General features: G+C 39.1%; 27 protein-coding genes and 1 pseudogene. 15 read left to right on the forward strand and 13 right to left on the reverse strand.

Annotation, left to right across the window (positions count from 1 at the left end; translation table 11 throughout):
- Window positions 1–80: 80 nt before the first annotated feature.
- The 9 genes and pseudogenes from JJ692_RS12180 (at window position 81) to JJ692_RS12215 (ending at window position 7,102) form a co-directional block, all read left to right on the forward strand.
- Window positions 81–1,265, forward strand: a complete 1,185-nt coding sequence (locus JJ692_RS12180) for a sensor histidine kinase (protein ID WP_206533823.1) — start codon at window positions 81–83, stop codon at window positions 1,263–1,265.
- A gap of 5 nt (window positions 1,266–1,270) precedes the next feature.
- The gene (locus tag JJ692_RS12185) at window positions 1,271–1,921 is read left to right on the forward strand and encodes a response regulator transcription factor (RefSeq protein ID WP_073205756.1); all 651 of its coding nucleotides are present in this window, start codon (window positions 1,271–1,273) and stop codon (window positions 1,919–1,921) included.
- A gap of 208 nt (window positions 1,922–2,129) precedes the next feature.
- Window positions 2,130–2,657 carry an AraC family ligand binding domain-containing protein gene (locus JJ692_RS18985; protein ID WP_241257959.1) on the forward strand — a complete coding sequence of 176 codons (528 nt, stop codon included), beginning with the start codon at window positions 2,130–2,132 and terminating at the stop codon, window positions 2,655–2,657.
- A complete protein-coding gene (locus tag JJ692_RS18990; RefSeq protein ID WP_241257960.1) occupies window positions 2,647–3,096 on the forward strand; it encodes a helix-turn-helix domain-containing protein in 450 nt (149 codons plus the stop codon). The genes JJ692_RS18985 and JJ692_RS18990 overlap by 11 nt, the downstream gene beginning before the upstream one ends.
- A 139-nt stretch (window positions 3,097–3,235) precedes the next feature.
- A complete protein-coding gene (locus tag JJ692_RS12195) occupies window positions 3,236–3,739 on the forward strand; it encodes an FGGY family carbohydrate kinase (protein ID WP_346986669.1) in 504 nt (167 codons plus the stop codon).
- Window positions 3,718–3,948, forward strand: a pseudogene (locus JJ692_RS12200) (L-rhamnose isomerase); the annotation flags it as partial. The gene JJ692_RS12195 and the pseudogene JJ692_RS12200, both read left to right, overlap by 22 nt.
- Before the next feature lie 280 nt (window positions 3,949–4,228).
- On the forward strand, window positions 4,229–4,945 hold the full coding sequence (locus tag JJ692_RS12205) for a (Fe-S)-binding protein (RefSeq protein ID WP_073205748.1): 717 nt from the start codon (window positions 4,229–4,231) through the stop codon (window positions 4,943–4,945).
- Window positions 4,946–4,964: 19 nt separating this feature from the next.
- Window positions 4,965–6,389, forward strand: coding sequence for a LutB/LldF family L-lactate oxidation iron-sulfur protein (locus JJ692_RS12210; RefSeq protein WP_044335345.1), 1,425 nt, complete (start codon window positions 4,965–4,967; stop codon window positions 6,387–6,389).
- Window positions 6,389–7,102, forward strand: a complete 714-nt coding sequence (locus tag JJ692_RS12215) for a LutC/YkgG family protein (protein WP_073205744.1) — start codon at window positions 6,389–6,391, stop codon at window positions 7,100–7,102. Before JJ692_RS12210 ends, JJ692_RS12215 begins: the two co-directional genes overlap by 1 nt.
- A 294-nt stretch (window positions 7,103–7,396) precedes the next feature.
- Here JJ692_RS12215 and JJ692_RS12220 read toward each other — a convergent pair whose 3' ends face one another.
- Entirely contained in the window at window positions 7,397–7,738 is a 342-nt protein-coding gene (locus JJ692_RS12220; RefSeq protein ID WP_056766608.1) for a winged helix-turn-helix transcriptional regulator, read from the reverse strand.
- A gap of 122 nt (window positions 7,739–7,860) precedes the next feature.
- Here JJ692_RS12220 and JJ692_RS12225 point away from each other — a divergent pair, with 122 nt between their 5' ends.
- Window positions 7,861–8,442: an NAD(P)H-dependent oxidoreductase gene (locus JJ692_RS12225; protein WP_206533824.1), complete on the forward strand. Its 582-nt coding sequence runs from the start codon at window positions 7,861–7,863 to the stop codon at window positions 8,440–8,442.
- A gap of 228 nt (window positions 8,443–8,670) precedes the next feature.
- On the opposite strand, the gene JJ692_RS12230 is transcribed toward JJ692_RS12225, so the two are convergent.
- The gene (locus tag JJ692_RS12230) at window positions 8,671–9,240 is read right to left on the reverse strand and encodes a sugar O-acetyltransferase (protein WP_206533825.1); all 570 of its coding nucleotides are present in this window, start codon (window positions 9,238–9,240) and stop codon (window positions 8,671–8,673) included.
- Window positions 9,241–9,463: 223 nt separating this feature from the next.
- Here JJ692_RS12230 and JJ692_RS12235 point away from each other — a divergent pair, with 223 nt between their 5' ends.
- From JJ692_RS12235 to JJ692_RS19165, 3 genes are all read left to right on the forward strand, one after another.
- Complete coding sequence (locus JJ692_RS12235) at window positions 9,464–10,645, forward strand: MFS transporter (RefSeq protein WP_073205737.1); 1,182 nt, start codon at window positions 9,464–9,466, stop codon at window positions 10,643–10,645.
- Window positions 10,646–10,829: 184 nt separating this feature from the next.
- Window positions 10,830–11,165, forward strand: a complete 336-nt coding sequence (locus JJ692_RS12240) for a hypothetical protein (RefSeq protein ID WP_024425150.1) — start codon at window positions 10,830–10,832, stop codon at window positions 11,163–11,165.
- A gap of 43 nt (window positions 11,166–11,208) precedes the next feature.
- Window positions 11,209–11,334 carry a hypothetical protein gene (locus JJ692_RS19165; RefSeq protein ID WP_254966705.1) on the forward strand — a complete coding sequence of 42 codons (126 nt, stop codon included), beginning with the start codon at window positions 11,209–11,211 and terminating at the stop codon, window positions 11,332–11,334.
- Window positions 11,335–11,389: 55 nt separating this feature from the next.
- Here JJ692_RS19165 and parC read toward each other — a convergent pair whose 3' ends face one another.
- The 4 genes from parC to JJ692_RS19170 form a co-directional block, all read right to left on the reverse strand.
- The gene (gene parC, locus JJ692_RS12245; protein ID WP_073205734.1) at window positions 11,390–13,828 is read right to left on the reverse strand and encodes a DNA topoisomerase IV subunit A; all 2,439 of its coding nucleotides are present in this window, start codon (window positions 13,826–13,828) and stop codon (window positions 11,390–11,392) included.
- A 2-nt stretch (window positions 13,829–13,830) separates the two neighbouring features.
- Window positions 13,831–15,798: a DNA topoisomerase IV subunit B gene (parE, locus tag JJ692_RS12250; RefSeq protein ID WP_024425148.1), complete on the reverse strand. Its 1,968-nt coding sequence runs from the start codon at window positions 15,796–15,798 to the stop codon at window positions 13,831–13,833.
- 417 nt (window positions 15,799–16,215) lie between these two features.
- Window positions 16,216–16,629: a CoA-binding protein gene (locus JJ692_RS12255; RefSeq protein ID WP_024425147.1), complete on the reverse strand. Its 414-nt coding sequence runs from the start codon at window positions 16,627–16,629 to the stop codon at window positions 16,216–16,218.
- A complete protein-coding gene (locus JJ692_RS19170; RefSeq protein WP_254966706.1) occupies window positions 16,580–16,708 on the reverse strand; it encodes a hypothetical protein in 129 nt (42 codons plus the stop codon). Before JJ692_RS19170 ends, JJ692_RS12255 begins: the two co-directional genes overlap by 50 nt.
- A 75-nt stretch (window positions 16,709–16,783) precedes the next feature.
- Here JJ692_RS19170 and plsY point away from each other — a divergent pair, with 75 nt between their 5' ends.
- Both plsY and JJ692_RS12265 read left to right on the forward strand, forming a co-directional pair.
- The gene (gene plsY / locus JJ692_RS12260; RefSeq protein ID WP_024425146.1) at window positions 16,784–17,365 is read left to right on the forward strand and encodes a glycerol-3-phosphate 1-O-acyltransferase PlsY; all 582 of its coding nucleotides are present in this window, start codon (window positions 16,784–16,786) and stop codon (window positions 17,363–17,365) included.
- Between the two features lie 97 nt (window positions 17,366–17,462).
- Window positions 17,463–17,750, forward strand: coding sequence for a HesB/YadR/YfhF family protein (locus JJ692_RS12265; protein WP_024425145.1), 288 nt, complete (start codon window positions 17,463–17,465; stop codon window positions 17,748–17,750).
- Between the two features lie 39 nt (window positions 17,751–17,789).
- Here JJ692_RS12265 and JJ692_RS12270 read toward each other — a convergent pair whose 3' ends face one another.
- The 7 genes from JJ692_RS12270 to acnA all read right to left on the reverse strand — a co-directional run bounded on the left by JJ692_RS12270 (window position 17,790) and on the right by acnA (window position 22,585).
- On the reverse strand, window positions 17,790–18,101 hold the full coding sequence (locus JJ692_RS12270; protein ID WP_122631357.1) for a hypothetical protein: 312 nt from the start codon (window positions 18,099–18,101) through the stop codon (window positions 17,790–17,792).
- Window positions 18,102–18,104: 3 nt separating this feature from the next.
- Complete coding sequence (locus JJ692_RS12275; RefSeq protein ID WP_206533826.1) at window positions 18,105–18,527, reverse strand: acyl-CoA thioesterase; 423 nt, start codon at window positions 18,525–18,527, stop codon at window positions 18,105–18,107.
- A 107-nt stretch (window positions 18,528–18,634) separates the two neighbouring features.
- Window positions 18,635–18,877, reverse strand: a complete 243-nt coding sequence (gene tlp / locus JJ692_RS12280; protein WP_024427090.1) for a small acid-soluble spore protein Tlp — start codon at window positions 18,875–18,877, stop codon at window positions 18,635–18,637.
- A gap of 14 nt (window positions 18,878–18,891) precedes the next feature.
- Entirely contained in the window at window positions 18,892–19,035 is a 144-nt protein-coding gene (locus JJ692_RS12285; RefSeq protein ID WP_008357830.1) for an acid-soluble spore protein N, read from the reverse strand.
- A gap of 51 nt (window positions 19,036–19,086) precedes the next feature.
- Window positions 19,087–19,212, reverse strand: coding sequence for an FbpB family small basic protein (locus tag JJ692_RS12290; protein ID WP_003211002.1), 126 nt, complete (start codon window positions 19,210–19,212; stop codon window positions 19,087–19,089).
- Window positions 19,213–19,285: 73 nt separating this feature from the next.
- Window positions 19,286–19,789: a TlpA family protein disulfide reductase gene (locus JJ692_RS12295; protein WP_024425141.1), complete on the reverse strand. Its 504-nt coding sequence runs from the start codon at window positions 19,787–19,789 to the stop codon at window positions 19,286–19,288.
- Between the two features lie 66 nt (window positions 19,790–19,855).
- Window positions 19,856–22,585, reverse strand: a complete 2,730-nt coding sequence (acnA, locus tag JJ692_RS12300) for an aconitate hydratase AcnA (protein ID WP_172881695.1) — start codon at window positions 22,583–22,585, stop codon at window positions 19,856–19,858.
- Window positions 22,586–22,638 lie beyond the last annotated feature (53 nt).

Consider the following 22,638-nt stretch of genomic DNA (forward strand, 5'->3'; position numbering starts at 1 on the left):
AAATCCTAATACCGCCATTGCCTCTTTAAAAGGCGGGCGGTATTTTTCGTGTTATGATGGGGTTTGGAAGGTGAGAGATTATGGTTAAGAAACGGATAGACCCATTTAATGAAATGATCTATTCCCGAATTCCCACGTTATTATGGGGCGTTCTTGTTTATGCTGCAGCGATGATTTTTCAGTTTTTAACAGCATCTTTATCGCTTTCAAGTTTGTTTTTTTCTGGCCTTATCGCGATCCATCTCATTTTGCACTGGTGGTCATTTTATTGGTTCAAGAAGAAGCCTTGGATTTATTTCTTCATCCAAGGAATCGTTATTTTATTTTGTGTTTTAGCTATGCAAGCTGCCTCTCCTGTTATTTTAATTGGTCTTTTACCGTTATTAATTGCTCAAAGCATCGGTGTATACTATCATACATTAAAGATTATTTTGACAGGACTTTGTTTTTATGTACTTTTTTTTCTAGCTCTTATTTTGGTTAATGATACAGATGATCTGACTGTCTACATTCCGATTTTATTTCTCATCCTTATTGTGGTCGTTGCATACTCTATCTTATTTTTTAGACAAGTAAAGGCTAGAATTCGAACTCAAACGTTTCTAAAGGAACTCGAACTCGCACATCAGCAGGTGGAGGAGTTAACCCTTGCTAATGAGCGTCAAAGAATGGCGAGAGATTTACATGATACCCTTGCACAAGGGCTTGCAGGCATTATTATGCAATTGGAAGCTGTTCAAGCACATTTAGAGAATCAAAATACCCAGCGTGCTCAAAGCATTATCAAGGGCTCAATGAGCCAAGCTCGAAAAACATTAGGTGAGGCACGAATGGTGATTGATGATCTTCGGAAGGATCGTCATGATCAATACGATTTAACTGAAACAGTGAAAAATGAAGTAAATCGATTTACGACAGCAACGAATATCCCAATTCGTACAAAGATATCTGTACCTCAGAATATGTCACCTTTTTTTATTGAACATACTGTTTACATGATAAAAGAATGCTTAACGAATGTTTCAAAACATGCCAAAGCAAGCCATGTCGAGTTAGTGATGGTACAACAAGGTGATCACATCCATTTGAAAATAGCAGACAATGGAGTGGGATTTGATGAGAAAAAACGAGAATCCACTTTTGGACATTACGGCATCATTGGTATGTCAGAACGTGTTCGGCTGCTTGGTGGAGAGATCCATTTGAAAAGTAAAAAAGATGAAGGTACACAAGTAATAGTGAACATACCTTTGAAAAAGGAGTAAATACAGTGTCTTATCGAATTGTGATTGTTGATGATCATTATGTTGTGAGAGAAGGATTAAAATTAATTCTTGAAACAGACGAAAGATTTGAAGTTGTTGGAGAAGCAGAAGATGGAGGAAAGGGGATAGATGTCATAAAAGAAAAATCCCCAGACCTTGTATTACTTGACCTCAACATGCCAATGATGAGCGGGCTTGATATGCTTAGAGAAATGCAGACTCTTCAAATAAAAGTTCCCGTACTCATTTTGACTACTTATAATGAAGAGAACTTAATGATTCAAGGGTTACAGCTTGGTGCAAAAGGCTACCTCTTAAAGGATGCCAGCAGAGAAAACTTATTTAATACAATTGAAGCGGCCATCAGAGGAGACATTTTACTTCAATCAAATGTGGCCTCAAAGGTATTTGAATCAACCGTACACAAAGAACCTCAAGAAAAATTGAAAACAGCCAACCACTTGCTTACCGAAAAAGAAATGCTCGTTTTGCAAGCAGTAGCTAGAGGGTTTCGGAGTAAGGAAATTGCATTTGATATGGGAATTTCCGAGAGAACTGTAAAAGCACATTTAACAAACATTTATCAAAAACTAAATGTGACATCAAGAGCTGAAGCAATTAAAACATCAATAGAATTAGGGATCATTCATTTTTAGATAATTGAACAAACAGGAGTGAAAGCCATTCTTGCAGAAAGCACTTTTGTACAAACCTATGAGCTTGGGAAATAATAAAGAGACTACTTTAGATAGTCTTTTTTTTAAAAGCATGGAGTTAGACTCTATAAAAGAAAGAAGGTATGTGGGCTTTGGTTGAAGAAGTCTAATAAACAATAAAGTAAGATTATAAACAAAGGAGAAACCTATGCAACATGATCTTCTGAATCAATTATTAAAGATAACAGATGAAGAGGAACTGATTCTACAAAACAGAAGAGAGATAAATAAAGACATTTATACCAATCAGTCTAATTTTATTATAGAAAGTCAAAAATTTCTCAATCAAGAGAGTATGATTACGGTTCGAAAACATACACGCTTTGTGGATTTTCCTAAACATAAACACGACTACATTGAGATTAATTATGTTTACAATGGAGAGTATAACCAAAAAGTAGGGAATCAAAGAATAAATTTGCAACAAGGGGAGCTGTTATTTTTAAACCAGCATATTGAGCATGAAACTCAAGCTTGTGCAGAAGAAGACATTATTATTAATTTTATCATTTTACCTCATTTTTTTGATTTTATCTTTTCGTTTTTAACGACTGAAAATAGAATTAGTAATTTCTTAATTAACAGTTTATATAACAGTACTCAAAATGGACAATTCCTTTACTTTAAAGTTTCAGAAGTAGAAAGCATTCAAGAATTAAAAAAAAATGATGATTGAAATTATGTCTCCTGCTTTTATGTCTGAATCCACCATTAAATTGTATATGGGTCTTTTAATGGTGGAGTTAATTAAACACGCTGATAAGGCCGAACATACAGAGGACAATCCTGTACAACATTATTTAATTGTTGAATCATTAAAGTATATTGATGAACATTTCCAGAGTGCATCACTGAATGAATTAGCCACAAAATTAAGCCAGCCCGCTTATGCTTTAAGTAAAGAGATTAAAAAAGCTACCAGCTTTACATTTAAAGAATTACTTCAAGAAAAACGTTTAAATAAAGCGAAAGAGTTACTGGAAAGTACAGATATGCCAATTGCCTCTGTTATAGATCAAGTTGGATATGATAATGTAAGTTATTTCTATCGGATTTTTAAAAACAAATATCATCAGACCCCAAAGCAATTCAGAGAACACTTAGCAAAAAGATAAGATGCTGCTAAATGTTCTTTTTTATTTTAAACAATTGCAAATAAGGACAATAAATAAATCATTTTAGACATTATTTTCTCCTTTTAGCTGACTTAATATAAAGACATAAGCGAACGCTTTCATGCAAAGGGTGATTAAAATGAAGAAATGTTGTTTAGCAGTTGATATTGGTGCTTCTAGTGGAAGATTAATAGCGGGTCATCTTGAAGATGAACGTTTAAATCTAAAAGAAATCCACCGTTTCGAGAATAAAATGGTCCAAAAAAATGGCCAGTTTTGCTGGGAGCTTGATCGATTATTTGAAGAAATAAAAAAGGGAATTCATCAATGTAGTGAAATGGGATTATCTCCAGAAAGTATCGGTGTTGATACATGGGCTGTAGACTTTGTTTTACTAGATGAATGGAACAAACCTTTAACAGATTTTGTTGCCTATCGCGATTCGAGAACAGACGGGATGATGGATGAGGTTTTTAAAACATTCATGAAGGAACGTCTGTATCTAGAGACAGGAATTCAATTTCAAAAATTTAATACGATTTATCAACTTTATTCAATCAAACAAAATCATCCGGAGATTTTAGAAAATGCAAAATCTTTTCTAATGGTTCCTGACTATTTTCATTATTTATTAAAATGTTAGTACCAAATGAACATTTAAAAGAGTTACAGGAAGATGGAAACTTTACAGAAAGATTAGCATTAATAGAGGAATTCAAAACGTATCCTTTCGGTGCAATCTGGGATTACTATTGTGAAAAAATGGGCGTGCCTTTAAAAGAAACATGGCTGGAAGAAGTGAAACAATATGAGCAAGATGTATTAACAAAAAGAAACCCTGTTTTAGCCTAAAAAATCATGAAAGACTAACTAGTAAATTTACAAAGAGATACAGTCAGGGGAAGGGTCTAATAGATCAATTCCCCTGTTTATATTACAAGGATTCCTTTTTAGATGAATAGGTTACAACTCAATGTTTTTTCCACTCTACGCGTGCTAATTGAAGGGAATCATATTCATCTCACATGGAGAATACACAATAAAATACTTATGAGAGAAGGGGCCTGCTTTTACTTTTCAGTCATCAGCCGACCAGGTAAATCTAAATATTCGTTAAGAGGAGGTTTTAAAATTGAAAGTGAGCTTATTTATTACATGTTTAATTGATACTTTCCAGCCGAATGTCGGTAAGGCAACAGTTGAGATACTTGAACACCTTGGTTGTGAAGTATCCTTTCCTACATCACAAGTATGTTGTGGCCAGCCCGCCTATAATAGTGGCTATGTTGCCGAAGCCAAGCAAGCAGCGAAAAATATGATCCAAACCTTTGAAGATGCAGAGTATATAGTAACTCCCTCTGGTTCTTGTGCAGCGATGTTCCACGAATATCCACATATATTCAAAGGAGATGTTCAATGGGAGGAGCGAGCAAGGCGTCTTGCTGAGAAAACGTATGAACTAACTCAATTTATCGTAGAGGTTTTAAAGGTTACAGATGTAGGGGCACGTTTAAAAGGGAAAGCGACCTATCATACATCTTGTCATATGACACGTTTGCTAGGTGTGAAGGAAGCACCTTTTACGCTGCTTTCTAATGTAAAAGAATTAGAAGTTGAGCATCTTCCCAACGCCCAAAATTGCTGTGGATTTGGTGGAACTTTTTCTGTGAAAATGATGCCAATATCTGAACAAATGGTAGACGAAAAAGTAGAAAGTGTTGAACAGACAGGTGCGGACTATTTAATTAGTGCAGATTGTGGATGTTTAATGAATATCGGAGGACGAATAGAACGTTTAGGAAAATCAGCGCAGGTACTGCATATTGCAGAGGTATTAAATAGCCGTTAATTCAAGGGGGGAACACGACATGAGCATGAAAATTAGTGATAAAAAATTTAATGAACGTATTGATAAAGGAATCCAAGATTCTACGATGCGTGAAGCTGTGTCTACAGCTCAAGAACGCCTGTATACACGTCGTTTGGCAGCTAGTGAAGAGCTTGGGAACTGGGAAGAATGGCGCGATTTAGGGGAGCAAATCCGTCAACACACGCTGGAGAATTTAGATTATTACTTAATGCAATTAAGTGAAAATGTTACAAAACGCGGGGGACATGTCTTTTTTGCGAAAACAAAAGAAGACGCCGCTCAATACATGAAGGAAGTTGCAGAAAAAAAACAAGCCAAGAAAGTCGTGAAATCCAAATCAATGGTAACCGAAGAAATCGAAATGAATAAAACTTTAGAAGACATAGGTTGTGAAGTGGTAGAAAGTGACCTTGGCGAATACATTTTGCAAATTGATGATCATGAACCACCTTCCCACATCGTAGCGCCAGCTCTTCATATGAAAAAAGAACAAATTCGTGATGTATTTCAAGAAAAACTAGGTTATGGAAAGTCGGAGGATCCTTACGAGATGACAAAATTTGTTCGTAAAATCCTGCGCGAAAAATTTCTTGAAGCAGAAATCGGTGTCACCGGTTGCAACTTTGCCGTTGCAAATACAGGATCAATTTGTTTAGTAACCAATGAAGGAAATGCGGATCTTGTAACTGCTATTCCAAAAACGCAAATCGCTGTAATGGGAATGGAACGTCTTGTACCAACAATGGAGGAGCTGGATGTACTCGTTGGATTGCTTTGCAGAAGTGCAGTAGGGCAAAAGCTAACAAGTTACATTACAACAGTAGGGCCTAAATATGAAGAAGAGGCAGATGGTCCAGAAGAATTTCACCTTGTTGTCGTTGATAACGGCCGTTCTGAAATCTTAGGGTCTGAGTTCCAACAAGTATTACAATGCATCCGTTGTGCGGCATGTATTAATGTATGTCCAGTATATCGTCATGTCGGAGGACATTCTTATGGCTCTATCTATCCGGGGCCAATTGGTGCAGTATTAAGTCCACTATTAGGTGGATATGACGATTATAAAGAACTGCCATATGCATCAACTCTTTGTGCAGCATGTACTGATGCTTGTCCAGTTAAAATTCCGCTACACGAACTACTTTTAAAACATCGTCAAGTAATTGTTGAAAAAGAAGGACGTGCTCCTCTCGGTGAGAAACTAGCGATGAAAATGTTTGGAATGGGAGCATCATCTGCTGCTCTATACAAACTAGGTACAAAAATGGCACCTACAGCTATGAAGCCCATTGTATCAGGAGATCGAGTCTCCAAAGGAATTGGCCCATTAAAAAATTGGACTGAAATTCGAGAATTCCCAGCTCCAAGTAAAGAACGTTTTCGAGACTGGTTTGACAATCATAAAAAAGGTGGTGAAAAGTAATGAGAGGAACAGCTCAAAATCAGGAAGTTTTTTTAAATCATGTGGCTAAACAACTGGGACGGGAAAGACGAATAAGTGGTGTTGTCCGACCAGAGTGGAAGAATAACGTAAATTGGAATGTAATGAAAGGTTATACAGAAAAGGAGTTAATCGCTACGTTCACAGAGCACTGCAGCAAAATTCATACCACTGTTTTTGAAACAACAAAAGATCACTTAGCTGAAGCTTTAAAGAAAATTGTTGCTGAACATGGCGGGGGGCCTGTAATGACAGCCCAAGATTCACGTTTCAAAGAATATGGCTTAACAGATTTACTTGAAAAAGAATGGCCGGAAGAAAATATAGAGGTACATGTATGGGATTCAAAAAGAGGACGTGAAGCGAATCATTCACTCGCCGAAAAAGCCAATATTGGTATTACATTCAGTGACTATGCACTTGCCGAGTCAGGAACAATTGTTGTAAAAACTCATGAGGGACAAGGGCGGGCACTTCACTTTTTGCCGACTGTCTATGTCACGATTATCCCGCGTGAAACGATTGTGGCACGTATTACACAGGCTGTTTCTGACCTAAACCAACGTGTGGAAAAGGGAGAAGCTGTTGCTTCTTGTATTCACTTTATTTCTGGACCAAGTAATTCTGCAGATATCGAAATGAATTTGGTCGTAGGTGTGCATGGACCTTTAAAAGCTTTTTATTTCATTGTGTAAGGTTGGTTGATATAAAAAATAGAGTTTCCATTTGGAATCTCTATTTTTTTCAAGGATTCCACGCAGGTCGTAAGAAATCTGGAATTGGCGGAGCAGATGGTAAACATGGGTTAGAAGAATTTTTACAAACTCATGTTGTTTATTTGCAGCATAACTCAAACAAAAAATAAGAGAAAGACAACTTAATATTCCATGAGATTTATCAATGTTCTTAGAGTATCTCAAGAGAGATGCTCTTTTTTTGACTGAATGTACACCCTTTTGCCTAAAAGTACAATTTCACTCAACGTCTAACTATTTTTTCATTTGTTCTTCACCCCAATAGCAAATCGCATCTAATACAGGGATCAATGATAATCCCTTTTCCGATAAACTATATTCTACTTTTGGAGGCACTTGAGGATATTCTTTACGATTAATTAACTGATCTGCTTCAAGCTCTTTTAGTGTATTGGTTAATGTTTTAAAAGAGATTGCCCCAAGCATTCGTTTCAACTGATTATAGCGAATAGGCGCATTGTTTGCATATAAAGCATACAGTACCGTCATCTTATATTTCCCACCAATTAATGATAAAGTGTACCCAAATCCAGTTTCTTTTAGATCAACATGAGCTGTAAAGGATTCTTTGGTCATTTCACACTCTCCTTTAGGTTAGTATCGCACTTTAATTACCGTACTTGTAGTACGTTATAGCATACAATAAAATGAATGTACATCAAAATATGATGAAAATAACAAAAAAGGGTGAATGAATCATGAAAACAATTGTCTATGCACATCCTTGGGATGGAAGCTATAATCATGCCATTTTGACTTCCATTACAGAAAATCTAGAAACAAAGAGAGAACCATTTCAAGTGATCGATTTATATAAAGATGGGTTTAATCCCGTTTTTTCAGCTGAGGAATTGAAGTATTTTCATAAAGGAGAAACGCCTGATCAATTAGTTAAGGATTATCAAAAGAAATTAAGTCAGTCAACTGAATTAATATTTATATTTCCTGTCTGGTGGTGGGATTTACCTGCAATTTTAAAAGGATTTATTGATAAAGTCATGTTAAGAGGTTTCGCATTCTTGGAAGATAAAAACACTGGGGCTTTAAAAGGTTTATTGACAAATATTAAAAAAACAACCGTGATCTCAACATCTACAACAGATAAGGATTATATAGAATCTGAAGGTGGGAATGCGATTCAAAGCGTTTTTATTAACAGAACTCTTGCTGACTTGGAAATTAAAAACGAAGACACCAAATGGATTCATTTTTCGAGAGTTAACTTAACAACAGATGAAAAGAGGAAAGTATTTTTAAACGAAATATCCCAAAGTATTTAATTTACTGTAGCAGCCAATATGGAAAGGCACAACCTTTACGACTGATTTAATTTATTGAGAAAGTGGTAGAGGTTGTGAAATTAAATATCGACACTCAAATATGTATTCTCATTTCCTAGTTTACATAATATATATTCTAGGAAGTTAAACAACCATTGAAATTCCCTTGTCTCAAAATTAAGTATACTTATCTTATTGAGACAAAATAGAAAAAATCAAAATCCAACGTTATTCGCGAGATTTTGATTCATCAAGATATTTAATGATTTTCGCAGGATTTCCACCAACCACCACATTTGCTGGAACATTTTTTGTCACAACGGCACCAGATGCAATGACAGCATTGTCGCCAATTGTGACACCTGGATTAATAATAGCACCGCCGCCAATCCATACATGGTTTCCAATGGTGACTGGTTTGCCGAATTCAATGCCCTTTGCACGTTCTATCGGGTCAAGCGGGTGTCCAGCCGTATAAATATGTACATTCGGACCTAATAAACAGTGATGTCCAATGGTAATTTTGCACACGTCTAATAACACTGCATCAAAATTTGCAAAAAAATGCTCACCAATCTCGATATTGTATCCGTAATCGCACTGCAGTCTTCCTTCAAAAACGACATCATTTCCGCAAGCGCCTAATAATTCCTTTAAAATGGATGTTCTTTTTTCTTGCTGATTGGTTTGCTGATATGCGTATGTCAATTGTCTCGCTCTTTCACGATCTGCGATCAGTGTTTGGTCACTAGATACATAATGTTCTCCTTGGATCATTTTTTCCTTTTCACTTTTCATGTTGATCTCCTCCTCCCTTCTATTTATACCAATGCGATATGATTACATCCTACCGCCCCCTTTATGTTTATTTTACCTTCTCATCATAACAATTGGGAAGGAATGATTTCTTTTGACTAGAATTGACCTTGTTCCTCCAGCAAGTTATTTACGAATCAGCAAGTCTCATTTATAATCGAGTAGATTTGTTCAATAACATATATCTTTAATTGTGAGGGATTAGATGGAATTAAAGTGGTATAAAGCAATTATTGTGATCTTTACGATGTCTGGGATCTCCATTTCTACATGGTTTTCACGGACACCGGAAGTGAGAGATTTATTACAAGCAAACACAGGAACAATGGGACTTATTTTACTCGGTTTATCCGTTGGTTCAATTGTTGGGCTTGTTCTTTCAAATGTATTCGTCCGCAAAAAAGGCGGCCGATTGGCGATTGTGATCAGTGCTTTTTTGATGTTCCTTGGATTTACTACTCTTGCCATTGGTTCAACGCTCTCTTCTATCTTTGTCGTCACCTCTGGTCTTTTTCTTTTTGGAGCAGGCTCTGGCATGTGCAATGTGGCGATGAACTTAGAAGGAACAGAGATTGAGTACAGCATCAAGAAAACCATTCTGCCTATATTGCACGCTTCCTTTAGCATTGGGACTTTAATTGGAGCAGGTGCTGGTATTCTTTTTATCCATCTAGGCATCTCTGTATTGATACACCTTCTCGCTATCGCCCTTCTATTCTTCCTCAGTATATTGATTTGTACACGGTTTATCCCGCATGGGACAGGAAAGGATCAGCATGAGAAGCAGACCGATACAGTTGAGTCTACTCAAACGGCATGGCTGAACAAACGAACGATATCTCTTGCGATGATCGCCTTATGTCTTGCGTTTGTCGAAGGCTCGGCCAATGATTGGATTCCACTTGCAATGGTGGATGGCTACCAAGTTTCACATTCCATGAGTACGGTCATCTATGCTTTGTTTTTGTGCGGCATGATTAGCGGCAGACTGATCAGCGGACGTTTGATCGATCGCTTTGGCAGAGTATTATTGCTAAGAGTTGCGATTTTATCAGCAGCTGCCGGCCTATTCTTAGTCATTTTGAAGATTTCACTTGTTGTATGTATGATATCAATCTTTTTATGGGGACTTGGCGCATCTTTAGGCTTTCCGCTAACTATTTCTGCAGCAGGCGATGATAGCCGGTACGCTGTCAAACGCGTTAGTATTGTGACCTTATCTGGTTACACAGCCTCCCTTTCCGGTCCTCCTATTTTAGGACTGCTTGCCAATCAAGTTGGACTGCTTCATGCCTTTATCTTTGTTCTAATTGCCATATGTATTGCAGGAATCTTTACTAAAGCTGTAGCAAAACCACATTCATTACAAGCGACTAAAAGTGTCTGATCCTTGATCATGGCACTTTTTTTAAATTTAAAAAATAAAATTGAAACCTTTCATGAAGTGAAACAGTCCTATAGATGTCGTGATGTTTATCGCTTTTTTAATGAGGGAAAGTAAAAAAATAAGACTTTTCAAATAACTGAAAACGTGGTAAGATCATGAAAATAACCAGGAAGGGGTGAGAAAAATGAAAAAAAATATGCTATTAAAATTAGGTGTTTTATGCATAGCACTTGCAAGTTTTCATTTGTTCTCAATGCCTCATTCCGTTCAGGTATACCATCATGCTAAGGTGGTTGCCGATCAAGAATCACATGAAATGAAAATCGTCCAGACAATGGGCGATGAAAAGAAACAAAAACATGTGAACGCAGTATTTGCCGCATTTACAGCACTGCTGATTATTGGCAGTATGACAGCTGGATTTGCACGCATCACTCATACTGATCGATTTGACCGGAAAAAGAAGCATTTACTTGCAGTGTTCTATCAATCTTCTTATTTCCGACAAGCTCGTGTTTAACCCAACCATCTAAATCAAAACAAAAATTGGGAGGTTTTACACGATGTTATTTTTCTTAAGAATTTTCATTCTAGGTCTTTTCTCTGTCACTTCACTTTCTCTTTTCGTCTACCAAGGAATTGAAGTAGTGCACGCCATTACAAGCATGTTTGGCAACCACGAGAGCTAAATGACCCGTATATAAAAGAACCCCCCTGCCAGTCGCAGGGGGGGTTTTCGTTTGCTTATTTATTGTCATCTGGTGCAGGTTCAGGTGTCAGAAGGACATGAGTCACTTCTCCCTGCTCTTCCTCATCTATAATAAATGATCCATTGCTATAGCGGTCATTTGCTCTTAAAGTAGAAATATCAAGTGGAATCGTTGTACCCTTTTCTGTATCTATCTCAAGTGTATCGTGCAGCGCTGCAGCGATCACAGCCACAATACGGTGCGGGTTTTTCTTTAATTCTCTCAGCATAAGAACTCCGCGTTTCGCTCTTGATGTTTTATCAAATTCAGAGAGGTTCATTCGCTTTACAGCCCCTCTTTGTGTCGTGAGCACAAGGACATCGTTTTTCGGATCAATGATCTGACCAGAGACTACCTCGTCCCCTTCCTTCAAGTTGATTCCTTTGACACCGGCCGCTCTCGGTCCAACAACACTTACTTCTTCTTCATCAAACCACAAACCGTAACCATTTTTCGTTGCAATAAACAATTCCTGCTGTCCTGTTGTGACATGAACATCAACGAGTTCATCGTCACCTTTTAGGTTTAAGGCAACAAGCGGTTTCGAATAACGCTGCGCTTTATATTGAAGAAGCTCTGTTTTCTTCACCATTCCGCCTTTCGTAAAGAATAACAGATATGATGTTTCATCAAATTCTTTTATTGGAATGGCTTTTTGAATTGATTCCTCGCGATCAATCGAAATGATATTCGTAATATGCTGCCCCATGTCTTTCCAGCGTATATCTGGCAGCTGGTGAACAGGACAATAAATGTAGCTTCCTTTATTCGTAAACAGCAGAAGAACATCCGTTGTATTCATTTCAAACTGATGAATCAAACGGTCAGTATCCTTCATGCCAAAGTCCTTACCGTTAGAGGCAGCATAGGAGCGCTGGCTTGTCCGTTTGATGTAACCATCCTTCGTGACTGTGACGTATACATCCTCTGATGCGATCATCACTTCAAGGTTAATCTTAATTTCTTCGATTTTTTCCTCAATAACGGATCTTCTCTCATCAGCATATGTCTTTTTGAGCTTTTTCAGGCTGTTTGTAATGACCTTCAGCAGCTTTTTCTCGTTCGCTAAAATGTCTTCAAGCTCTGCTATGCGCACATCTAGCTCTCTTGCTTCGTCTCTTAATTGCGTAATATCTGTATTCGTTAAACGATATAACTGGAGTGAAACAATCGCTTCTGATTGTGCTTCTGTAAAGTCATATTTCGCCATCAAGTTGTTCTTTGCATCACGCTTATCATTAGAGGAGCGGATGGTGGCAATAACTTCATCTAAGATGGAAAGTGCCTTAATTAAGCCGTCGACAATATGGTGGCGTTCCTTCGCTTTTCGAAGCTCGTACGCTGAGCGGTTCGTCACCACTTCTTTTTGATGGGCAATATATGCATCTAGTACAGTGGTGAGCGTCATTAATGTCGGTCTTCGATTATGTATCGCTACCATATTAAAGTTATATGGGATTTGCAGATCTGAGTTTTTATATAAGAAATTCAGCACACCATTTGCATCTGCTTCTTTTTTCAGCTCTACTACGATTCGAAGCCCAGTACGGTCTGTTTCATCTCGGACCTCTGAAATGCCTTCTACTTTTCTTTCAATTCGGAACTCGTCCATCTTTTTGACAAGATTGGCTTTATTCACTTCGTAAGGAATTTCTGTGATCACGATTTGCTGGCGTCCGCCGCGGATGGTTTCAATCTCCGCTTTGCCTCGAATCATAATCTTTCCTTTTCCTGTTTCATACGCCTTCTTAATACCGTCTACACCTTGAATGATACCGCCTGTTGGGAAATCTGGCCCTTTGATGACCGTCATTAAATCCTCAACCGTACAATGCGGCTGTTCGATTCGTTTAATAACGCCATCAATGACTTCTCCCAAGTGATGCGGCGGGATATCTGTGGCATACCCAGCTGAAATCCCTGTTGATCCATTCACGAGGAGGTTTGGGAACATCGCTGGTAATACAACGGGCTCTTTGCTTGTATCATCAAAGTTTGCGACAAATTCGACCGTTTCCTTGTCTAAGTCCTTTAAAAGCTCTGAAGCAATAGCAGACAGCCTTGCTTCCGTATATCGCATGGCAGCAGGCGGATCACCATCGATACTCCCGTTATTCCCATGCATCTCAATCAGTACATTTCGTACTTTCCACTCCTGACTCATTCTTACCATCGCTTCATAAACAGATGAGTCTCCGTGCGGGTGATAGTTACCAATCACGTTACCGACTGTTTTAGCGGCTTTACGGAAGTTTTTATCCTGCGTATTTCCTTCTGCATACATCGCATATAAAATTCTTCGTTGTACAGGTTTTAGTCCATCACGTGCATCTGGAAGCGCACGGTCTTGGATAATATATTTACTATAGCGGCCAAAGCGGTCGCCGATTACTTCTTCTAATGGTAAATCATGAAATCGTTCTTGTTGTGCCATGTTTAAACCTCCTCAGCTAGCGACAAGTTTTCATTTTCAAGAATGTTGCTTTCCTCATCAAGTCCAAAGGCGACATTCTTTTCAATCCATTTACGGCGTGGTTCTACTTTGTCACCCATTAGAGTTGTGACGCGGCGTTCCACACGTGCAGCATCATCAATTTTGACCCTGACAAGTGTTCTCGATTCTGGATTCATTGTCGTTTCCCATAGCTGGTCGGCATTCATTTCACCTAACCCTTTGTAGCGCTGAATCGTGTACCCTTTTCCAACTTTCTTCAATACGTCATCCATTTCTTCATCAGACCATGCGTACTCAATGATTTCTTTTTTCCCTGAGCCTTTGCTGACTTTATATAAAGGCGGGAGTGCAATAAACACTTTGCCATGCTCAATCAGCGGCTTCATATAGCGGTAGAAGAATGTTAAGAGAAGCACTTGAATATGCGCTCCATCCGTATCCGCATCTGTCATGATCACGATTTTGTCATAATTGATGTCTTCTACATTAAAATCGACACCGACGCCTCCACCAATTGCATGAATAATGGTGTTGATTTCTTCGTTTTTGAAAATATCAGCAAGCTTTGCTTTTTCTGTATTGATGACCTTTCCGCGCAGCGGTAGCACCGCCTGGAATTTACGGTCGCGCCCCTGTTTTGCTGACCCGCCCGCTGAGTCACCCTCTACTAGGTATAGTTCGTTTCTTGCTGGGTTTCTAGATTGGGCAGGTGTTAATTTTCCGCTCAGCGTGGCTTCAGACTTTTTCCGTTTCTTGCCGCTCCTTGCTTCTTCACGGGCTTTTCTAGCAGCCTCTCTTGCCTGCTGCGCTTTAATCGCTTTTTTCACGAGAAGAGTGGCTGTTTCCCGGTTTTCTTCAAGGAAATACGCAAGTTTTTCAGAAATGACAGCATCAACAGCTGAACGTGCCTCACTTGTCCCAAGCTTTCCTTTTGTCTGCCCTTCAAATTGAAGCAGTTCTTCAGGAATTCTGACAGAAATAATAGCAGACAGTCCTTCGCGAATATCAGTACCTTCTAAATTTTTGTCTTTTTCTTTTAAAAGAGCGACTTTGCGAGCATATTCGTTAAAGGCTCTCGTCATGGCCGTTTTGGCACCAGACTCATGTGTTCCGCCATCTTTTGTTCTGACGTTATTAACGAAGGAAAGGATATTTTCCGAATAGCCATCATTAAATTGAAAAGCAAAATCTACTTCAATGGACTGATGCTCTCCTTCAAATGAGACGACTTCACTCAGAACATCTTTTTCTTCATTTAAATAAGCAACAAAGGCTTCAATGCCTGTCTCATAATAAAACGTTTCTTGTACATCATGCCGTTCATCGATCAGCTCTATTTTTAACCCTTTTAATAAAAAGGCAGATTCTCTTAAACGCTCTGATAATGTATCGAAATTATAGGTCGTAACACTGAACATGGTAGGGTCCGGCTTAAAATGAATCAGTGTCCCCGTTTTTTTCGATTTTCCGATTTTTTCGAGTGATGTGACAGGTTTACCGCCGTTTTCAAAGCGCTGATGATAAATAAATCCGTCACGTTCAATTGTGACAGTGAGCCATTCTGACAGCGCGTTCACAACAGATGCCCCAACTCCGTGAAGTCCACCACTTGTTTTATATCCGCCTTGACCAAATTTTCCGCCTGCGTGCAGGACCGTTAAAATGATCTCGGGTGTCGGTTTTCCAAGCTTATGCATACCAGTAGGCATTCCACGCCCTTTATCTTGGACGGAAATGCTGTTATCTTTATGTATTTTGACAATGATATGATCTCCATGGCCAGCGAGCACTTCATCGACAGAGTTGTCTACAATCTCATAGACAAGGTGATGAAGACCGCGCGAATCCGTAGATCCAATATACATCCCTGGACGTTTACGGACCGCTTCAAGCCCCTCTAGCACCTGAATAGAATCATCGTTATAATCTACTTGCTGCTTTTTAACCAAATGCTTAATCCCCTTTCACTAACAAACATAACCGGCTAATCATCAAATGATCTCTCTAGATTTTAATGATGATCATGCTGCTCATTACTGTCCACTTTAATAAGCTGCATCATCATCATGCATGTGTCATTCACCAATACATGCTCTTTTGCACAGCTATGAGAATCATTCTACATTCTGCAATCAGAACTAGAAGTCCATTATAAACAAGACTGTTTCATAAGCCAAATGCAATCATATGATGGTTTTAGCAAAACAGAACAAATGTTCCATATTGATCTTATCGCTCTTTTTCTCGATATGCAAGGCCGCCGATATGTCCCTGTCGCCTTATTTTATCGCTTTCTTTCAGAATCGCAAATATATTTCTGCAACAAAAAAGCAAAAATCCTTGAAAAACCAAGGATTTTTGACGATTTAATGAGTTTTTGTCATCGCATGAGCCACCTTGATACATAAATCCATGATGGCGACCTTGCCATTTTCCTCAATCAGCCTTTTCGCTTCTTCGTGATATATGCCTTGCTGCGCCCAAAAAACAGGTGCGTCTATTTCGAGAAACTCTTCTGCCACCTCTGGTAAAAACTCTGAACGTCTAAAGACATTGACGATATCAACAGGCTCTTTTATATCTTTTAAAGAAGCGACTGCTTTCACACCGAGTGCTTCATCGATCGTTGGATTCACTGGGATCATCTCATACCCGGCATCCTGCATCGCCTTAGACACCATATAAGACGTCCGGTGCGGCTGATCTGATAATCCAACAACAGCAATTCGTTTACTGCTTTTTAATATACGGCCGATTTCTTCTTTCGTAGGATTGTTCATCAAGACACTCCTTTTCCTCCATTTTAGCGAATTTCTGCTTAAAAACAAAGCCGAATCCATCTGCTTTCGATTTTTTCAAAAAAAGTTCCCCATGTTTTTCACAAGATCATGTTAAAATGTAAGACAAGAGGGAGAATATAAAGGAGTTATGCAGATGTTAATTGCTTTGATGTTTATTTTGGCTTATCTTCTCGGCAGTATTCCATCCGGTCTCATTGTCGGGAAAGCTGCAAAGGGTATCGATATTCGTGAACATGGCAGCGGAAACCTAGGTGCGACGAATGCATTTCGTACACTTGGCGTAAAAGCAGGGTCTATTGTGATTACTGCTGATATCCTAAAAGGGACGCTTGCTTCAGCTTTACCGTTTTTCATGCAGCTGGACATCCATCCCTTATTAGCAGGAGTTGCTGCTGTTATCGGTCACAGCTTTCCTGTCTTTGCAAAATTTAAAGGGGGAAAAGCAGTCGCTACATCAGGCGGTGTGCTGCTATTTTATGCCCCATTCCTATTTATCACGATGATCGCTGCTTTTTTCTTATTTTTATACATTAGTAAATATGTTTCACTATCATCTATGCTGACCGGGATCTATACATTCATTTACAGCATATTCACCAAAGACCTATTCTTAATCATTGTTGTTGCCGTTCTTGCTGGCTTTGTGATCTACAGACACATCGCCAACCTCAAACGAATTCTCAACAAAACTGAACCGAAAATCAAATGGCTCTAGCCGTTTCATCCATTTAAATATGTGGTAAAAGTAAAGAAAAGCTGTTTTTGCATCCTGCATTTTAAAAACAGCATGACTTCAAAAAGGGGCGATCACATTGAAATTAACGATAAAAGAAGATGCACTCAATTGGTACAAGGATGAATTAGATTTAGAAAAAGGTGATCAAGTTCGCTTTTTTGTGAGATATGGCGGGTGCAGTAATGTACAAAAAGGCTTTTCTCTCGGCGTCGCAAAAGATGAACCTCAAAATGCCGGCGCAACCGCTGAAATAGAAGGTATTACTTTCTTTATTGAGGAAAGTGATATTTGGTACTTTGACAACCATGATCTGCATATTGATTATAACGAGTCCGTGAAAGAACCAGAATTTCATTATGAATAAACAAAAAAGATACCTCATCCCTCGGGTATCTTTTTTGTTTTACACTTCAATATACAGCCCATACTCCTGAATGTTCCCTAAAGATCGTTCCTTTTGCAGAATTCTTTTTTGCCGCTCACCGATCAAGTCAAAATGAGGAAACCCTGCGCGGTCATGAATCCATTCTTTTTTTAGTCCATGTCTTTCTCCCCACTCAACTAACCGCTTCATATCCTGACAGGCTGCTTTTGTGACAGTATTGGCATTTGGAAAACGGTCATCGAGCCAGTAGTGTGTTAAAAAAGCAACTTTTCCTTGCTGGACAGCTGATTTCCAAGCGTTTAAATCGCTTCGTTTAATACCAAAAGCCATAAATTAAACCTGCTTCTTCGACTGTTCATATACTTTATGCCAGGCAGGAAAGGCTTTTCTAAATTGAATAGGTCTAAAGGTGTCTTTATCCACACATATATGTGTGGTTGTCCCTGTAATCGCTGTTTGTCCATCAGGTTTTTGAATTTCATAGCCATACACCGTTTTGACACCATTATATTCTTCAATCCATGTATGAACGGTTGCTGTTTCACCATACAGCAAAGGTTTTTTATATTGAACCTGCAAGTCTATCACAGGTGCAAGAGCACCATCTGCTTCTAGCTGCGCATAGGAAAACCCTAATTCTTTAATCAATGCTGTTCTGCCGACTTCCATCCAAATTAAATAATTGGCATGATACACGATGCCCATTTGATCTGTTTCTGCATAACGGACTTCTATTTCTTTTTTGGATACATACACGTTTTCATCGCTCTCCTATCAAAACCTAAGGTCTGTCTCTGCCATTTTACCACATTCCAAATGGTTCTTCTAAAAAGAGGCAATAAAATAAACCAGGAATCCCTGGTTTATTCGGTATAGCCATTCTTTCTTGCCGCTTCTTCGTCCTTGATCTCAGAACGCATCGCGTCAATACTCATTTTGCGGTTTTCGTTTTTTTGTTTGATCATTTGCTTTTCTGTCTCTGTTGAAACGGACATCGCTGCTTCAGATTCATCGATATTGTCAAGTGTGTTCTCGATCATATCTTGCAGCTTTTCAACATTATCAGAACGATCATCTGGATTGGATTGATAGGACTCGTTATTCATGATGATTCCCCTCCTTATTCGCCCTTCGTCTGTATCACATCAGGCTGTTCATTTGATTTATTATGCATCTTTTTACCTTTATTCCGTTTGTATGCTACAGGTTTTGTCCCTAAATGGTCTGGTGTAAACTGCGCTTGTTTATCATGCTCTCTACCCATTATTCATCCCTCCCTCTTCTTTAGGATGAACGAAAACGGATAATTCATAACTTATTTCTGTCTAAATCGCTCTTCCAACTTTTCTTCAAGCTGGTTTAAAAATTCCTCATTGCTTAATAATTCTTTTTTATTTTCAAGCACAAGCTCTTCAAATGTGCGTCGTTTTCTTCTTCTCATTCCACTCACCTCCATATATGTATGATTACATTTTCGCCAAAACATTTAGAAAATAAGCAAAAGAGCTGAATCATTATAGATCCAGCTCTTTTTCAATTTCTTTTTTTGTCAGCATTTGATGCTTCACAGACATGATGCGTCCTTTTTCATCTAATATGTATGTCGTTGGGTATGAAAGCACCTGATATCTTGCTTGAATGCCTTTTTGGTCCAATAAAACAGGAAAGCTCACCTTTAATTCTTTTGTGAATGCTGCCACATGATCCACACTCTTTTCAGTGGTCGTTAAATTCACCGCTAGTACTTCAACTTGGTCATTTTCGCTCCTAATCGCGTCTAGATCCGGCATTTCCGTCCTGCACGGCTTACACCATGTCGCCCAGAAATTGACGAGCACCTTTTTCCCTCGGTAATCAGATAACGAGGCGGTTTTGCCGTCAAGGGTTTTCAGTTCAAAATCAGGGGCTTGATCCCCTTTTTCAAGACCGATTGCGGGCTCTTTTGGCCCAAATAAATTCCACGCAAGTAAACCAATCAACACAAGTAAAACAGCGCTTGCCATTCCTTTTTTCCACATGATTGATCCTCCACTATTTTAAAAAAGAAGAGAAAGCTGTTGGATCGCCTTCTCTTCTTTGCTGTATTAGTTGCTTGCCAATTTTTCGCGAAGTACCATTTGAAGGATACCGCCATGACGATAGTAGTCAATTTCGACTTCACTGTCAAAGCGAACCACCACTTCAAACGTTTTCTCGTTTCCATCTGTGTCAATTGCTTTCACAGTCACGAGATCACGTGGACGAACTGTTTCGTCAACATGAACTTCAAATGTTTCTGTTCCTGTTAGACCATGAGTTTCTGCACTTTCTCCATCTTTAAACTGCAGAGGAAGTACGCCCATGAAGACAAGGTTACTTCTGTGGATACGCTCAAAGCTTTCAGCTAGAACAAATTTAATTCCAAGAAGGTTTGTTCCTTTAGCAGCCCAGTCACGTGAAGAACCCATTCCGTAGTCTTTACCTGCTAAGATCGCAAGACCTGTTCCATCCTCTTTATAACGCATGCATGCATCATAAATCGATGTCACTTCACCAGTTGGCCAGTAAGTTGTATAACCGCCTTCTGTTCCTGGTGCAATTTGGTTCTTAATACGGATGTTTGCAAAAGTACCTCTCATCATGACATGGTGGTTACCACGGCGAGATCCATATGAGTTAAAGTCTCTAGGCGATACGCCTCTTTCTTGCAAGTATTTGCCCGCCGGTGTGTCCTTACCAATCGCTCCAGCAGGAGAAATATGGTCAGTTGTGACAGAGTCACCGAACTTCGCAACGACGCGCAAGCCTTTAAGCGGTTCAACTTTACCAGGTTCAACTGATAGGTTTTCAAAGAATGGCGGGTTTGCAATGTATGTGGAATCTTCATCCCATTTATACAATGCATCATCCGTCGTTTTAATTTCATTCCAGCGGTCATTGTTGTCAAAAACAGTTTCATACTCTGAACGGAATAGCTCAGGTGTGACAGTGCTCTTAACGACGCTGTTGATTTCATCCATTGATGGCCAAATGTCATTGAAATAAACGTTCTCGCCATTTTTATCGACACCGATAGGATCTTTTGTTAAATCAATATTCACCGTACCAGCAAGTGCATAAGCCACAACTAATGGTGGAGATGCAAGGTAGTTCCCTTTCACAAGCGGGTGAATACGACCTTCAAAGTTACGGTTACCTGATAAAACAGAAGTGATCAGCAGATCATTTTCAGAGACTGCATCTTCAATTTCTTTCTCAAGCGGTCCGGAGTTTCCGATACATGTTGTACAGCCATATCCAACAATGTTAAATCCAAGGTCTTTTAAATATGGAAGAAGTCCCGAATTCACAAGGTACCCTGTTACAACTTTAGAACCCGGCGCTAGTGACGTTTTCACATAGTTCGGCACTTTCATACCAAGCTCACTTGCTTTCTTCGCAACAAGACCTGCTCCGATTAACACGTACGGGTTCGATGTATTCGTACAGCTCGTAATCGCTGCAATCGCAATCGCACCTGTCTTCATCACAGCTTTTTCACCGTTTGCAAGATCAAATTCGATTTGTTTATCAAGCTCTGATTTATCTAAGCCAAACCCTTGGTTACCAGCTGGGCTTTCGATGTGTTTATGGAACGTCTCTTTCATTTGAGAAAGTGGAATCAAATCTTGTGGACGTTTAGGACCAGATAAGTTTGACTCAATTTTAGAAAGATCAATTTCCACAACATCAGTAAAAATTGGTTCTTCTGCATCTGGCGTATAGAATAAGCCATTTGCACGAGAATATTCTTCAACGATATTAATTTGCTCTTCATCACGTCCAGTAAGGCGCAGGTAAGCAAGCGCTTCTTCATCTACTGGGAAGAATCCGCAAGTAGCACCGTATTCTGGCGCCATGTTCGCAATTGTTGCACGATCTGCTAACGGCAATTGTGCAACACCAGGTCCGAAGAACTCAACGAACTTGTTCACTACGCCTTTTTCACGAAGGACTTGTGTGACTTTTAATGCAAGGTCAGTTGCAGTTGTTCCGTTTGGAAGCTCTCCAACTAATTTAGCACCAATCACTTCTGGTACTGGGAAGTATGAAGGCTGACCAAGCATACCAGCTTCCGCTTCGATACCGCCAACGCCCCATCCAAGTACACCGATACCGTTAATCATCGTTGTATGAGAGTCAGTTCCAACTAATGTATCTGGGTAAGTGATGATCTCGCCATCTTCTTCAATCGCATGAACAACACTTGCAAGATACTCTAAGTTCACTTGGTGAACAATTCCTGTTGCAGGCGGGACAGCTTGATAGTTATTAAACGCTTTCTTTGCCCAGCTAAGGAAGTTATAACGCTCTGCGTTACGTTCGAACTCTAAATCCATGTTAATGTTTAATGCATCTTCAGTTCCAGCTTTATCAACTTGTACTGAGTGGTCAATCACAAGGTCAACTGGAATTTCAGGGTTGATTTTATCCGGGTCCCCGCCTACATCTGCCATTGCTTTTCTTAAAGAAGCAAGGTCAACGACTGCTGGTACACCCGTGAAGTCTTGTAAAATAACACGAGAAGGTTTAAACGGAACATCAATTTCTTTTACCTCGGCAGTTCCCCATTTTGCCAAGTTTTCAACGTGTTCCTTCTTGATCACTCTACCGTCTACTTGGCGAAGCACTGATTCTAAAAGTACCTTAATGGAATAAGGCAGCTTAGAAACATTTCCGATTCCTTGTTTCTCTAGTGCTTCTAACGAATAATAGTGATACGTTTTCCCATTTGTCGAAAACGTTTTTCTAGATTGAAAAGCGTCTTGTTTAGCGACTTGCTGCTGTTTCGACATGTCCAAAATCCCCCTTTTGATGATCAAGATCAATTTCAATTCTCAGAAAAATC

Source organism: Bacillus sp. 3a (genome assembly GCF_017161885.1).
Taxonomy (GTDB): domain Bacteria; phylum Bacillota; class Bacilli; order Bacillales; family Bacillaceae; genus Bacillus; species Bacillus safensis.

Excerpts from the sequence above, each read along its gene's own strand:
- JJ692_RS12210 (WP_044335345.1), top strand. The coding sequence starts at position 4,965 with ATGAGCATGAAAATTAGTGATAAAAAATTTAATGAACGTATTGATAAA.
- JJ692_RS12220 (WP_056766608.1), bottom strand. The coding sequence starts at position 7,738 with ATGACCAAAGAATCCTTTACAGCTCATGTTGATCTAAAAGAAACTGGA.
- acnA (WP_172881695.1), bottom strand. The coding sequence starts at position 22,585 with ATGTCGAAACAGCAGCAAGTCGCTAAACAAGACGCTTTTCAATCTAGA.
- tlp (WP_024427090.1), bottom strand. The coding sequence starts at position 18,877 with ATGAATAACGAGTCCTATCAATCCAATCCAGATGATCGTTCTGATAAT.
- JJ692_RS12195 (WP_346986669.1), top strand. The coding sequence starts at position 3,236 with ATGAAGAAATGTTGTTTAGCAGTTGATATTGGTGCTTCTAGTGGAAGA.
- JJ692_RS19165 (WP_254966705.1), top strand. The coding sequence starts at position 11,209 with ATGTTATTTTTCTTAAGAATTTTCATTCTAGGTCTTTTCTCTGTCACT.
- JJ692_RS12180 (WP_206533823.1), top strand. The coding sequence starts at position 81 with ATGGTTAAGAAACGGATAGACCCATTTAATGAAATGATCTATTCCCGA.
- JJ692_RS18985 (WP_241257959.1), top strand. The coding sequence starts at position 2,130 with ATGCAACATGATCTTCTGAATCAATTATTAAAGATAACAGATGAAGAG.
- JJ692_RS12225 (WP_206533824.1), top strand. The coding sequence starts at position 7,861 with ATGAAAACAATTGTCTATGCACATCCTTGGGATGGAAGCTATAATCAT.
- JJ692_RS18990 (WP_241257960.1), top strand. The coding sequence starts at position 2,647 with ATGATGATTGAAATTATGTCTCCTGCTTTTATGTCTGAATCCACCATT.
- JJ692_RS12215 (WP_073205744.1), top strand. The coding sequence starts at position 6,389 with ATGAGAGGAACAGCTCAAAATCAGGAAGTTTTTTTAAATCATGTGGCT.
- JJ692_RS12285 (WP_008357830.1), bottom strand. The coding sequence starts at position 19,035 with ATGGGTAGAGAGCATGATAAACAAGCGCAGTTTACACCAGACCATTTA.
- JJ692_RS12290 (WP_003211002.1), bottom strand. The coding sequence starts at position 19,212 with ATGAGAAGAAGAAAACGACGCACATTTGAAGAGCTTGTGCTTGAAAAT.
- JJ692_RS12255 (WP_024425147.1), bottom strand. The coding sequence starts at position 16,629 with ATGAACAATCCTACGAAAGAAGAAATCGGCCGTATATTAAAAAGCAGT.
- plsY (WP_024425146.1), top strand. The coding sequence starts at position 16,784 with ATGTTAATTGCTTTGATGTTTATTTTGGCTTATCTTCTCGGCAGTATT.
- JJ692_RS12295 (WP_024425141.1), bottom strand. The coding sequence starts at position 19,789 with ATGTGGAAAAAAGGAATGGCAAGCGCTGTTTTACTTGTGTTGATTGGT.
- JJ692_RS12240 (WP_024425150.1), top strand. The coding sequence starts at position 10,830 with ATGAAAAAAAATATGCTATTAAAATTAGGTGTTTTATGCATAGCACTT.
- parC (WP_073205734.1), bottom strand. The coding sequence starts at position 13,828 with ATGGCACAACAAGAACGATTTCATGATTTACCATTAGAAGAAGTAATC.
- JJ692_RS12270 (WP_122631357.1), bottom strand. The coding sequence starts at position 18,101 with ATGGCTTTTGGTATTAAACGAAGCGATTTAAACGCTTGGAAATCAGCT.
- JJ692_RS12230 (WP_206533825.1), bottom strand. The coding sequence starts at position 9,240 with ATGAAAAGTGAAAAGGAAAAAATGATCCAAGGAGAACATTATGTATCT.
- JJ692_RS12235 (WP_073205737.1), top strand. The coding sequence starts at position 9,464 with ATGGAATTAAAGTGGTATAAAGCAATTATTGTGATCTTTACGATGTCT.